We start from the raw sequence: 14,316 nt of genomic DNA on the forward strand, positions 1-14,316 counted from the left end.
TATGATCATCTTCCGTAGGTAGTATGGCATAGTTGCCACCGTGATTAGACGCCACGACTATCATCCAGTTTTCACCGGCATAGGTTTTACGGGCTTTCACCGCAGTGAGCAGCTGACCAATATAATCATCTGTTTGAAGAATGGCCGCCCGGTATTGTGGTACACTCAGATCGTATCCATATTGTGCCCCATTAACATCTACCTCATTGTATTGCACCATGACGAGGCCGGTGCTGTCTGCGGCCAGCTCTCCCAGTGCAGCCGTAGTAGTGGCCGCATCGTCATCTGCAAACACTTTGTTTACATCAGCATTAGTAACCAGGTTGCCCAGATCATTGGAAGAACTAAAAGTGCTTATGCGTGTTTGAGGCGCTCTTTCCTTGATGTATTTAAAGAACATCGGGAAGTTGTTCAGGTTGTTACCGTCGAGCGTATTACCATCTATATTATGTTTTTCCTTGTGTACACCGGTGAGGAGATCGGCCCAGGTAGTATAGTCTGCAATTTGTGTATCTGTGATGGAGTTCCAGCTAAAAATGGCGTGGTCTGTGAGCGCGGTAATATTGGGGGCATTGGCATCACGCACCGACTGTCCACGGGCGCCATCGATGATCACCATCAATACTTTCGGTTTTTTCACACTTGCGCTGGTCGTATCTGTAAAGTCTTTTGGTGCCAGTACCCGGTCAAATCCTTTATTACAGGCGCCTCCCGTCAACAGTGCTGTCAGCAGGCATAACATCATCCACAGCTCCCGCATTATTTTATTTTTTGGCATGTTTCAATGAATTAAAATGTTACGATCATTTAAGTAAAAGCCGGGTGATATTACCGACAGGCTGCTCATCAAATTTGGAAAATCCGCCGGTGATCAACAGCTGTAGCTGACCGGAAAAAGTCCGGGTTTCCTGTACGCCGGTGACAATGCCGTCCACGTCGCCGGTGGTGTTGTATCCTTTGGCCAGCGCACCGCTTGCATCCAGCAAGGCAAAATGGCCGCGGTGCACGCCACCATAACTTTTGAAATAACCACTCACCAGCACCATGCCGTTAGACAGCTGTTTGGCATACGAATAACTATCTTCACTATTTCTTGCGGCTCCTTTAAACGTAGGGTCCACCGCACCTTCGGTTGTCAACATCACAAGTCCGTTCCGGACTTTTCCGTCGAAGGTGATGAAGCTGCCAGACAATGTATACCGGCGAGTGGCGTCGTTATAGGTGATAGATGAAATCGGATTATCGGCGCCGCTTCCTGTTTGGAAGGTGCGGTCAATAGCGCCGTCGGTATTCAGCCGTACAATGTTATTCACGGCTTCATTATTGTATTTTGTAAAACGACCTACCAGGATCAGCTTTCCATCATCTGTCATAAAAGCATCGTTGATAGGGCCGTTAGGGCCGTCGTTACTACGATGCAGCAGGAAGTTGTAGTTAAAGGAAGAATCCAGGGAGCCATCTGCAAACAAACGCACCACGTTCTTTATTCTGACAGAATCTGTCACCAGTGAATCGCGTTTGCGGCGATAGTCGGCAATACCGTATACCCGTTGCAGGTAGTAATTGAAACTACCGGCAGCCGTAATAGTGTTGCCATGTACAAAGGCCCGCTGCACATTTCCATCTACTCCGCCGTTAAAGGCAGGCACCGTATCGCGGTCCAGGAAAGTTCTCACCACCATACTATCGATGGTACCGTTACTATTTAATACCGTCATGTTGTTGATTTCCCCGAGATGTACATCGAAGGTGGAAAAACCTCCGCCAATCACCATTTTACCGTTCGGAAAAGCAGCAATGGTATTCAGGTTACCGCTCACACCGGAACCGGTTTGTAAGGAGCGGTCCAGCTCTCCATCTTTGGAGGTAAGCACAATACGGTTCAGTGGTTTTACTGCTCCTTTGTTTTCATAATCAGAGAAGCCACCGGTGAGTATGATCCGACCATCTGGCATAGGAAATGCCTGACTGATATAACCATTGGAACCCACCGTTGCTTTGAAAGTATTGTCCAGTCCCAGTTTACCATTAACACGAAAAACAGGTCCAAAAACAATCCGGTCACCCACCGTTACGTACCCAATACCGGTGCTGGCGTTTTCAGGTACTTTCACCTGGATACTGTTACTGTCTATCGATACTATTTGTGCCAGTTCTCCATTTAAAAAAAACTGCAGACTGGATTTAAAAGGAAGTAGCCCGGTGGCTTTATAGGTAACCGTAGTACCCGGATCACCTAAGCGGGGACTCGGAAGATCTGTGCTCAATTGAATGCCTAATGCAGGCTTGCCACCGGCATAAGGATCATCATACACTTTATCTTTTTTGGTGCAGCTGTTGAACAGCAGCGCACACATGCCTGATAAAAAGAGTACGTTCCGGTATTTATATATGCGTCTCATCTGCCAATTTTTATTTTATATATTTTTTACTTTCCGGAGGAAGCAAATGCGGCCTGCATATCCTTCGAAAATTTATCCCTGTCAAATCCAAAGTAGAAGTGATCAGCATTCAGTACATGCACCACCCCATTGTCGGTAAGAATATTACAGGAGGCCACTTTAGCCACTATCCAGTTGGTAGGTTTTGAAATATCCGGAATGTAGCCGATGGTGAGTTGCCGGTAGCCTACATACTTTACGCCGTTATCGGAGTTATATTCTACCCCAATATTCATGGGCTGCATATCCCAGGAATAGTAGGTTTGGCCGGGGAAATTGATCAGCAGTGAGTAATCGATCTGCGGATAATCCTTCAGCTGATTGGCGCCATGAAAAATGTAGCTGCCGAGGTATTTGCGCCAGATCTCTTTAGGCACATCCTGCAGCGACCGGATGGTATCATAACCATTGTTATATAAATCAGCATTACAATCGCGGATCAGATTCTGCACGCTATAATCTGTAGGTGCAAAAAAAGTAACGGTATCCCTGGTGAGGATACTTTCCATCCCGGCTAATTTCACGATGCTCACGATGGTATCGAAATAGAAAGGTTTCGCATTCAGATAATCCACCACGGTGCCTTTAAAATAAGGATTGGCTAAACCTGAGTCGAGATAATAATCATCCTTCTTACAGGCCATCAATCCGGTCAGCGCGAAGATCAGCAGCAGGCTATATTTCTTTAGTAAGTACATAGTTGATGATTTTACTTGGTCCAGTAAGTATTTAATTGCACAAAAGGATTCTGCTCCTGTACGTTGGGGTCCAGCGGCCATGTCCATCCACCCTGATCAAACTGCAATTGGGTAAGCGGATAAAAACACCATTTGGAATTGAATATGCGGCCTGTTCTTACGAGATCGAAATAGTAGTGTCCTTCTCCCATCAGTTCCCTGGCTCGCTCCGCAAAAATGGCGTCTTTCAGCGCCGGGCCGGTGATCCCTGACATAGGAGTGGCCAATGCCCTGCTACGAATCTGGTTCAGTGCCGTGAGCGCCGGGGCATCGTGCCCCAGTTCTGCCTCGGCTTCGGCCAGCATCAGCAGCCCGTCGGCATAACGGAACAAAATCACGTTACCATCCGGATTATAATCTTCATTATCGGTGATGGCATAAATATTCACAAACTTCAGGTATTGAAAGTCGCCATTATCCGCCAGCATGTTTTCATCAAACCAGTATTGCACGCGCGCATCCGGCTGCCCGGAAGGAAACAGCATACTCAGGAAAGAAGCCCGGTAATAAGAGTAACTCCATTGGTGGGTAGACACCGGCCTTTTATAAGGGAAGTGCAACACGAGATCAGAAAAAGTATTATAACGGATGATTTCATTGTAGTTGGCATTCTGCGCAATTTCAAAAAGACTTTCTTTGGTACGGCCCTGGAAGAGCTTACGGTAGTCGGTCAGCAACAGCAACTGATATTGTCCGCTGTTCACCAACTCATTTCCCATATCGGCGGCCTGTTGAAAATATGCCTTGGCGTTAGCTTTATCAAAGCCGGCATTCCACAAGTCCAGCTCCATCATGAGCGCCAGCAAAGCGCCTTTCGTAGCACGTACGCCTACATAGGCCGGATCGGAATAGGACCATGGCAAATCATCTTTTACTCGCTTCAGGTCATCCAGGCAATTCTTTGCTACTGTCACCATATTTTCTCTGGGCAGCGGATCACTGAAATAAGCATCTTTATAGTAAGGCACGTCGCCCCATACCCGTATCATCAGCCAGTAGCTCACACAGCGCAGGAACACGGCTTCGGCGCGGTACTTTTTCTTATCGGCTTCCGACAGGTCGGCGATCTTCCGGTTTTCTATTTCATAATACAGGATATTGGCCGCCTGTATCACTTTATAAAATCCCTGCCAACGGGTCAGTTCTTCCCAGTGGTATAATCCATCCCCACCTCTTACTTTGATAAAGGTGGCCAGGTCATTCTCCGAAACATAGTGCACATAATTGCGGTTAGCGGTTTCCTTCGGTTCTGCCATCATACCGGATCTGATGTCGCCGGCATTGGGTAAAAACGGGCAGGAACCCAGCTTATCACGCAGCAATCCATAGTTATCCCAGAGATAACTTTCCACGTCTTTTTTATCCTGCAAAAAGGCGTTTCCCGAAAGCCTGTCCAATGGCTTCACGTTCAGGAATTTCTTACAGCTACTTTGACCTATTGCAAGCAATAATGCGAGTAAACAGATAATCTTGCGGTTCATGATCAATAACTTTTTAATAAACATTTATCTTAAAACTCTACGTTCAAACCTACATTCCAGGAGCGTGGTATCGGGTAACCGTCTGACTGGTCACGGCCCAGCGGAGACACATTTTCCGCATTGGGACCACTGTAGCTGGAAAAGGTTTTTACGTTGTTGCAGGTTCCATAAATACGCACCGTTTTAAATCCGTAGCGGCTCGTCATATTCTTGTTCAACAGGTATCCGATCGTAATCGTGTTAATCTTAAAATAAGAACCATCTTCCTGGAACAATGTCTGATCTGCTCTGTAAGGATTGATGGCTCCGGCACGGGTATAGTCAAAAGGATTGGAATAAGTAGCCGTGCTGCCACTGCCTTTCCAATAGTCAATGTCATTGAAATTCACGATCGAATTCTGGTTGAACGGTCCGCCGAGATACGCCAGTCTTTGCGCCAGCGCATCATTGAGGATATCCCTGAGGGCCACATAAGACGCACTGATATTGAACGTGAAATTTTTGTAGGTCAGATAAGACTGCAACCCTCCTGTTACCAGTGGCTGAGAATTACCCGCAATCGTATAGTCATCACCGTCCAGGATATAGTTACCATTTCTGTCTACCCAATTAGGATCACCACCCTGGAAATACTCTCCATTTTCGGTACGATATCTTAAGCCGGTAGCCGGGTCAATAGGCACATTAGCGGTACTGCCAAATACGCCTTGTGTAGTCAGCAAATAATTACTGAGTGCATTGCGGCCTACCCGGTAAACGGTTTTCTGCCCGGTACCTTCATCTTGTATCAGCTGACGGGCATTACCGGGTAAACGGGTAAGGATATCTTTATTGAGGGCGCCATTTACGGAAACGCTCCACTGCACGGGGCTGCTGGCCCTTAGCGGCCGAAAAGTAAGCATCAGCTCATAACCATAATTCGCGATGGCCGATTCGTTGGTGTTCACCTGGTTAAAGCCGCTGATATCCGGCAATTTCTTCGTACGCAACAGGTTTTCTACCGTCTTGTAATACACGTCAAACAACACCTCTATGCGACTCTGAAACAAGCCTGCTTCCAGCCCCAGATCATATTGTGTAGTGGTAGTTGGTTTCAAATAAGGATTCGGTAACTGATAAAAGTCAGAGCCTATCCTCGGGTTACCATTGTAAGTACCATTGGGGCGATAGGTACCATAGATAGAGAAAATGTCTCCCGAAGGGGAAATATTCTGCCCCCAGGTACCGCGTAAGGAACCATAGGTCAACCATTTCTTATCAGCAAGAAAATCTTCCTTATTGAAATTCCAGCGAAGACCCAGGGCCGGATTTTTGGAATACGGATTGTCAAATCCGGAAGAAGAAGTACCATCTGCGCGGTAGCTGGCTTCAAATACATACCGTTGTTTGAAGTTGTAGGATACCAATCCGGCAAAAGCAGCACTATGGTTTTCATTGTAACTGCTCAGCAGGCCACCGCCTTTAGACACATCGCCACCGTAGCCCAGGGGGCCCTGGTACTGATCGTTCGGCAGTCGCTCCTGCTGTATTACTTTTGCCTGAAATCCTTTGTTATAAATTTCATTAAAAGCAGTAATCGTAAAATTGTGCTTCTTATTAATACTTTTAAAATAAGTAATGCTGTTACGGTTATACAACTGGAAATTCCGGTCGTCATATGCCTTGATCCTTGAATAATCATTATTGGCGGCTGCCGGCGTAAATTCATCCTGTGTATTGGAACCATAATTGTAGCTGACGTTGGAACTCAGACTCAATCCTTCTATCAGCGGATAAGTGACATCTATACTCGAGGTCAGGTTCAGTGTTTTATTATCATTCTTTACTTCCAATGCGCCCAGATAATCGGCGGTACTCTGGTAAAAAGACGGCGCCGGTAGCAGGGAAGATTTTTGTCCGTTACCCGCTACGCCTGTTTGCAATAACCCATTACCGCTACCCAGTTTACGATTGCCTACCTGCGTATTCAACACCGCAAATACTTTCAGCTTAGGACTGGGCTGATACAGCATGTTAGTATTAATAGCATACCGATCAAAACCGGTATTTTTAATCACCCCATTTTCATGGTAATAAGATAAATCCGTTTTATAGTTGAAGGTTGGATCACCACCACTGATGTTGATGTCATGCGTTTGATTATAAGTATTCTGGTAAAAAACACCCTGCCAGTTGGTAGAGCTGTTCCAGTAAGGATTCAGACTATCGGCCAGGAAAGGGGTTTTCGACATATTCAGCAGATCGCTATAGGTACCGTATTGCAGGATTTCTTTCACCCTGATCTGTCGTTCCAGGTTACCACCAACAGTAGCCCGTAATTTAGGGGCGGTATTCATAAAGAAGTTGCCGGTATAACGTACCACCGGAATTTTGGAACTCCCTCTCCTGGTAGTGATCACAATTACACCATAGGCTGCCCTGGAACCATATAGCGCGGTTGCCTGTGCATCTTTCAGTACCTCGAGTGTCTGGATATCTTCCGGCGGAATGAGCGACAGGGGGCTTACACCCGGGCCTGGCGTCTGGAAACCGTAAGAGAAGTTGGCATCTGCATCTACCGGTACCCCATCAATTACATACAGCGGCGAGGTAGGCGACAGAAATGCATTGGAACCGCTACCGGTAACGGTAATATTGGACAGTCCCCTGATAGCCACCATACCCCTGCCTCCGGGCGCACCGGTGTTATTCTGAATATTCAATCCGGGTACTCTACCCTGTAACAATTGTTCTACGTTAGATACCGGCACATCCTGCAGGTCTTTACCGCTGATGATCACAGAGCTACCTGTTGTCAGCTCTCTCGTTTTATTCTGATAACCGATGATCACCGTTTCATTCAGTTTACTTTCACTGATACTCAAACGCACGTCTATCGGTTTTCCCGGTTTTGCTTTTACGGTATACTCCCGGTAACCGATATAACGGAAAGCAAGGGAAGCCTCCGGCGATATTTTCACGCTGAAGTTTCCTTTAGAATCTGTTACCCCGATGACCTTTTTCTCTTTTCCCAGTACCTCCATGATACCTACGCCCACCATGGCTTCGGCAGAAGCTTTGTCACTTACCATACCGGTGATGGTGACCTTCGCCTGTTGTGCCTGCAGCGTGAATGTATGCGCCATCAGCAACAGCAGCAGCCCAACGCCTGCACGGATGCACCTGGCTGAAAAATAATGCCTGTAGTTGTTATGGCTGAAAAATGTGTTAAATATATTTGGTTTCATATCACCAGATCATTTATGTCAAAATGTGATTCATTAGCATTACCGGATCATTATACCCGCCTTATTCGTTCCTGAACCGTGGCGTATCTCCAAAGAAATAGAAGATCACTTCCCAGTCGCCTTTCTGATAAATGGCAAAGGAAAAATCGAGTATCCCTCTTTCATTTCGGCCACCATAGCCTTTCCTGTCGAATGCAAATTTTACTTTGGTTTGTGAGCCATCACCGGTAGTCCAGCGGGTAACGTATTTGATAACGGGTACAGGATAAGCTACATCGTAACGGATATACTCCGGCGTAGCTCTTACATTAAAGCCGTGCAACAAACTGTCCAGTGGGCCGGTAGTATTAAATTTGGCAGGGTTGATGATCGCACTGTCTTTGTCGAGAAATTTAAACGAGAGTGAATTGCCGGCGCCCGTTTTTCTGAACAGCACTTTCACACTATCTCCTTTGATCGGCAGCTCTGTACTATCCCCCAGCATATTGCTGATGTTGGGAGAAGCATAGAGATAAGTAATCTTCGTAGAATCATCTGAGTAGGAAACTGCCTGCCCGCCCGTGAGCGGATCAATGTCTTTAGACGGGCTGTAAGGCAACTCCCGCAATGGGTCCAGAATCAAGTCTTTGTAAGTATTGGTACCTCCGGAATTGGTGGCCACCACATCAAACAGGTAACCGGAATCCGGTTGTTGGCGCAGCATGCTGCTATCTGCCGCGGACCATAAGATGAGGTCCCCTGATTTTTCTCTTATTTCCCAGATGGAATGATTTTCCTGTACCCGCTTGTTCTCGATCTCCTGCAGGGATTTCTCGTTGCCGGTATAGCCTTCTTTCCATACCCATACCGGTACTACTTTTTCCAGGTCATGCGTAGGTTCGCCGGTAGAGCGGTAACGTACGTTCACCATCTTGAAAGTAATCGGCGTGGTGGAGTTATCAGAACTAAAGATCATGGAATACACCGTAGTACGACCTAAGATGGGATTGAACAACTTTTGTGTATACACTGCCCGGGGACTCAGATAGTCCAGGTCTTCCGGAAACCATTTTTTGCAACCTGCCAACCCTACGATCAGCAACGCAAAAAAAGCAGTACGTCTGTGTTTAAATATGGTAGCCATGATGTTCATCATTTAACTTCACTGATTGTATAAGATCTGATATTATAGTTGCCGTTCTCCAGGTAAAACCGCATGATATGCTCACCTCTGGTGAGGTGTACCGGACGGAGAGCCGTAATATTTACATAGTTGGACCAGTCGCCGGTATTAGGGCAGGTCATGGGGCCGGTTTCATCCTGTCCGTCTATTTCAAAATGGAAACGGTTATTGCCATTAGGCACGTTCGGACTGGCTACTCTGGCGGTAAAGAAATAGTCTGCTTCTTTGAGTACATTAATAGTATAGTCCATCCATTCTCCATCGCTGGTCCAGCCTACTTCATAGCCACCGCCAATTTTTGCCTGGCCTATATCCACTCCCTGATCGGTTTTGTACTTGCCGCCGTTATTGGAAGCATCTGCATCATGATATCCTACACCTTCTCCACCGGGATTAAATTCTTCCACCGGAATAGTGCCGGGTACAGGGTAAGCTTTGCCATCCGGCAGAAATCTCATAAAGCGGATATTAAAATTGGCGAGGTCGTACACTACTTTCAGCACATGTTTACCTGCCGGCAGCTCGTGGGTGGTCAACACCGTTTCGCGCCAGTTCTGATCACCACCGGTGCCTTTTATTTTTATATTTCCGGTAATGGTAGTACCATCCAGTTCCAGGTGAATAGAACCTGCATCATCTCCATCTCCTTTGGAAGAAGCAGCGCGGAAATACAGTTTATAAGTACCGGCTTCGTTCACATTCACCGTATAGGACAGCCATTCGCCGGAGCTGGTCCAACCAATATCATAGCCATTTTCACCGTTGCCGGCATCCTGGATGTCCACGCCTTCATTAGGGCGATATTTACCACCATTATTAGCAGGATCATTATCATGATAAGCCACCGACTCACCACCTTTGTCGAACTGATCAAAAGAAATAGTGCCGGGGATAGGCAAGGGATCACCATTGAAAGGCACTGGCAGCGTGGGATTCACGCGACCTATAAATTCATCGAATCCGAAAATGTGATTTCTGTCCATCACATTTACCAGTCCGTTTTGTGTTTTAATATCCAGTTGTATTGTTTTGCTGCTGATCCACTGCCGGGTATACACCACGCCTTTGGTGTTGCTAAACTCAATGGTACCGGGGCCTCCCTCTGTATAGCCTTCGGCACGGGTATTCACCAGTCTGCCGTGCATCACATAATTATAACGCGATCCGAGCAGGTTAATACCATCCTGTCCGGCCATGCTATCTGATGGAACAATGCCGCGGATCAGGTAGCGGGCAGCGAGAGAATCCAGTTCATTCGCATCTACGGTATTGAGGTAAAGTAAAGGACGGCCCTGTGCTTTACGCAGGTTATTCATATTGGAAATGGCCTCCTGGAAGCTGGCATTGGTAGGGGCAAACACGGTGAAGCTGCCTGTTTTCAAGCTATCTGTCAGCTTCACTTTATCAATGACAAACAGGAAGGAATCGTATACTCCCGGCTGACTTTTCAGAAAATCGTAGGTATTGCCGGAAAATTCGGTGAGCTTATTTTCATTGGCATAATACCCACTATCCTTTTTACAGCCGGCATACAAGAACAATACCACCAGTCCTGCTACTGCACCTAAACGAAATATGTTCTTTCGCATGAGAAATAATTTGTTAGTTAATAATAGAAAAAGAGGGTTCGTTTATTTATTGATCCAGTAAGGGTTTTGCACCAGGAGTTTATTCTGCGACAATAAACTTTCGGCTACCGGCCAGTAAATACCACCCTGATCAATCAGTTGATTGAACCGGGCATCATTGCGTTTCAGTTTATTATACCGGATGATATCAAACCAGCGCCATCCCTCTCCCATCAGTTCTTTGCGGCGTTCGCGGAAAATGGCGTTGATCAGGTCCCCTTCTTTTTCTGCATTGTAATGGTATAATTTGCGCAGGTCACGAATCTGATTCAGCAGGTCGGCGGCGCCGCCTGTATCTCCCAGCACTGCCAGTGCTTCTGCTCTCAGCAAGGCAATTTCTTCCAGTCTGGTGAAGATGATCGCGCTGCCGAAGAGACGGAAGTCCGGATCTGAGGTAGCACCATCCTGTACCACTTTTATTTTGGAGAAGATGGGGGTATGACTGTCGAAGCTGGTGAAATAGCGATCGCTGGTTGGTTCTCCTTTGATACTATCCAGGCTGAAACGATCGTCTACGGTCTGATCAAATAAACCGAGGATGGTATCTTTAGGCACATAAATTTCCGGCTGACGCTTGGATACCAAAGGTGCTGCCAGTGTAAGTTCTTCCAGGTGTCCGGAATAGGAAGCATCGCCGTTGGCAAATTCGAAATCAAAAGCAATCATATGATTACTGATTACATTGTTACCACCACGTCCGGAGAAAAATCCGTTGGAAGCGGTTAGCTGATCGGAGTTGGCGAAGGAGATGGTGCCCTTACCTGCATTATCGATCACAAATTTCGTATAGGCGGCTACGTAAGAATACTTTGCCTGCCATGCTGCCACATGTGCCATGAGTGCGTAGGCACTTAATTTCCGCGCCAGTACACCATTCCATTTATCTTTTCCTTCGTTATAATATTGTCCCAGCTGCTGCGGATCATCTGAACTATAATTATAAGGCAGGTAATCAGCGGCGGCCTGTAATTCTTTTTCTATAAAAGCCAGTACCGTTGCCTGTTTATCACGAGGCTTATTGACAAAGTCCCCATCATGGGAAGTAGTAATCAGTGGTACGTCTCCCCAAACCCTTACCATATTGAAATAAGCAAAGGCGCGGAGAAAGCGGATCTGCGCCACATCCACATTCATATTCTGCTCACTGTAACGCTGATCGCGCTGTTTCACGTCGCCTACATGTTCCAGGAAAAGATTGGCTGCATTGACGACTGCATAAAACCGGCGCCAGTTAGATAAGTCGTTGAGCATATCCAGTGGTGCGTGCAGGTTATTTTTAATGATGGCGTCAATATCCTGGCGTTGTACGGAAGCAAAATCACCGTCACGCAATTCACCGTACATCCAGAAAGCGTTGTTGTTAGCCAGTGCTGCGCGCATTAATCCGTATACGCCAATCAGGGCGCTGCGGGTATCTTCATGCGAATTCCACATATTTTTCTCCGCCACGGCATGAGAGGAGTCGATATCCAGTAATTTCTGGCAGCCTGTAAAAGTGCTTACACAAAGCAACATCAGCAACAGCCCTTTTACCACCGGCGCCTTCCTGTAATTATTGGTACAAAAAAATGAATACTTCATTCAAAATCATTTTATGCTGTTCATTTAATTTTCTGTCTCCTAGAGATCCATTTTTACACCCAACGTGTAAGTCCGGGAAATGGGTTGTCCATAACCGTTGTCTACTCCATTGAAGTAAATCAGTTCCGGATCTCCGCCGGTATAAGGGGTGATCGTGAACAGGTTGCTGGCGGTACCGTATATGGTAAGGCCATGCAGCGGTGAGCTTCTTTTCCACCATCTTGTTTTGGTAAAATCATATTGCAGGGAAATATTCCGCAGCTTCAGGAAGGAACCGTTTTCGAGGAACAGGTCCTGATCGGCGCGATAGCCACCCACTTTACTCCACGGATTATAAAGTGGGTAGCGGGTATAATCGCCGGCCTTTTGCCAGAAAGTGATTTCTTTCACGGCTTCCATAGAATTTTGTCCTTCGTGATTGATGAAGTCCAGGTGGTTGGCCATATCCTGGTTCAGGATTTCTTTGCCTAACGCATAATACAGGGTGAAGCTGAAAGTGATATTCTTATACACGAAATCGCTGCTGAAGCCACCGGATACCTTGGGCAGATAATGTCCTTTCAGCACTTTGTCTTTATCGTCGATGGCATTATCGTTGTTCTGATCTTTCCAGATAGGATCACCGGCCGACAGTGGCGTACCTTTATAAGTGCTCCCCGCCGGGATATCTTTTTCGCGATTATAAATGCCTTTATTTTCCAGTACCCAGAACTGATCGATGGCACTGCCTACTTTCAACATCCGGGCATTGGCGCCGGTACCGGTTATTACTTCGGTAGCGCCGCCTGGTAAGGCCAGCAGGGTATTCTGGTTATAGTTAATATTGGCAGATGGCATCCACTGCAGCTTACTCTTTTTAGGCAAAGCATTAACCTGTATGTTCAGGTCTGCCCCGCGGTTGCGGACTTTCAGGCCGTTCTGGTAAATAGATGTATAGCCATACTCTGCACCTCCCGGTACATTGAACAGCATGTTGTTGTCTGTTTTATTATATACATCCAGCGACACGCTGATGCGTTGCTGCAGGAAACTCATATCCAGTCCGAGATCCAGCTGATCGGAGTAAGGCCATTTAATGCCCGTACCCACATAACCGGTGGAATAAGGTCTGGATAAACCAGGTAATCCGTTATAGGAAAATTTCAGCGGGTTATTGCTGAAAGAAAGATCTGATAAATATTGTGGGCCTTCTCCGAAACGATCATCTGTGAGCAAGCGGGCAATGCGGCCCCAGCTGCCGTGCAAACGGAAGTCGCTGATAGTCTGCTGATCGGCGAGCAAAGTATTTTTTACATTCCATCCGGCGGAGAACGTCGGTGATACCGTCCACCAGTTGTCTGGTTGTGCGCTGGAAGATCCGTCGGAACGTACCAGCACAGAAAAGTCCAGTGCATCTTTGTAGCGGTATACACCACGACCGTAGAAAGACAACAGGCGATGGCGCTGCTTATCCAGGAACATAAACGTCAGCGAGTGGTTGAATACACTGGGCAATAAATAGTTGGAGTTGCCCGGATCTGAGTTACTTAAATTCAGTTTGATCAGATCATTGGGTCCATTGTAGGCGTAGCTGTAGTTATACCGGTTAAAGTCCGCTTCAAACACCTGCCCGGCTTCCAGGCTCAGGTCATGTTTTTTGGCCCACTGGTGATGAAAGGTGAAAGTGTTATTAAAACTCACGCGTTGATTATAGCCGAAATAGTTGGATACGTAGTTGATGGTTTCCATGAGGGTGCTGGGATAAAAAAGATCCCGAAGGCCTTCGTTGTAATCTGCGCTGAGACTGGACGTAAAGCTCCAGTCGTTGTACGCAGCTTTCAACCGGAAATAGCCATTGATACTATTGGTTTTATTTCTGTCGAAAGATTTATCGTATTCACCCAGGTAGGCGCCGTAAGCCTCTTTATTGGGTGGTAGTGGTGCACCCAGGTCCGGCATATATTGTACCCCGGCGAAACGATCGCGCAGGGATCTGTTGCGTTGGCGTTCCAGGCGGGTAGCGTTGATCATGGCCGACATGGTGAGCCAGCTCACGGGTACCATGTTAATTTCGAACATG

The 14,316-nt window shown here is 46.8% G+C and carries 9 protein-coding genes; all 9 read right to left on the reverse strand.

Going from position 1 to position 14,316, the window contains the following annotated elements:
• A partial coding sequence (locus VIP81_RS10640; RefSeq protein WP_331959660.1) for an alkaline phosphatase family protein occupies nucleotides 1–778 on the reverse strand: 778 nt, incomplete at its 3' end.
• Nucleotides 779–803: 25 nt separating this feature from the next.
• The gene (locus tag VIP81_RS10645) at nucleotides 804–2,402 is read right to left on the reverse strand and encodes a DUF5008 domain-containing protein (RefSeq protein ID WP_331959663.1); all 1,599 of its coding nucleotides are present in this window, start codon (nucleotides 2,400–2,402) and stop codon (nucleotides 804–806) included.
• 26 nt (nucleotides 2,403–2,428) lie between these two features.
• Nucleotides 2,429–3,139 (reverse strand): fasciclin domain-containing protein, encoded by a 711-nt coding sequence (locus VIP81_RS10650; protein WP_331959666.1) that lies wholly within the window; start codon nucleotides 3,137–3,139, stop codon nucleotides 2,429–2,431.
• An 11-nt stretch (nucleotides 3,140–3,150) separates the two neighbouring features.
• Nucleotides 3,151–4,659, reverse strand: coding sequence for a RagB/SusD family nutrient uptake outer membrane protein (locus VIP81_RS10655; protein ID WP_331959669.1), 1,509 nt, complete (start codon nucleotides 4,657–4,659; stop codon nucleotides 3,151–3,153).
• A gap of 29 nt (nucleotides 4,660–4,688) precedes the next feature.
• The gene (locus VIP81_RS10660) at nucleotides 4,689–7,886 is read right to left on the reverse strand and encodes a SusC/RagA family TonB-linked outer membrane protein (RefSeq protein ID WP_331959672.1); all 3,198 of its coding nucleotides are present in this window, start codon (nucleotides 7,884–7,886) and stop codon (nucleotides 4,689–4,691) included.
• A gap of 61 nt (nucleotides 7,887–7,947) precedes the next feature.
• A complete protein-coding gene (locus VIP81_RS10665; protein ID WP_331959675.1) occupies nucleotides 7,948–9,009 on the reverse strand; it encodes a DUF5007 domain-containing protein in 1,062 nt (353 codons plus the stop codon).
• A gap of 8 nt (nucleotides 9,010–9,017) precedes the next feature.
• Entirely contained in the window at nucleotides 9,018–10,637 is a 1,620-nt protein-coding gene (locus tag VIP81_RS10670; RefSeq protein WP_331959678.1) for a carbohydrate-binding protein, read from the reverse strand.
• 42 nt (nucleotides 10,638–10,679) lie between these two features.
• On the reverse strand, nucleotides 10,680–12,257 hold the full coding sequence (locus tag VIP81_RS10675) for a RagB/SusD family nutrient uptake outer membrane protein (RefSeq protein WP_331959681.1): 1,578 nt from the start codon (nucleotides 12,255–12,257) through the stop codon (nucleotides 10,680–10,682).
• A gap of 39 nt (nucleotides 12,258–12,296) precedes the next feature.
• The coding region (locus VIP81_RS10680; RefSeq protein ID WP_331959684.1) for a SusC/RagA family TonB-linked outer membrane protein at nucleotides 12,297–14,316 on the reverse strand (2,020 nt) is incomplete at its 5' end.

Origin of the sequence: Chitinophaga sp. (assembly GCF_036566945.1) — a bacterium.
Taxonomy (GTDB): domain Bacteria; phylum Bacteroidota; class Bacteroidia; order Chitinophagales; family Chitinophagaceae; genus Chitinophaga.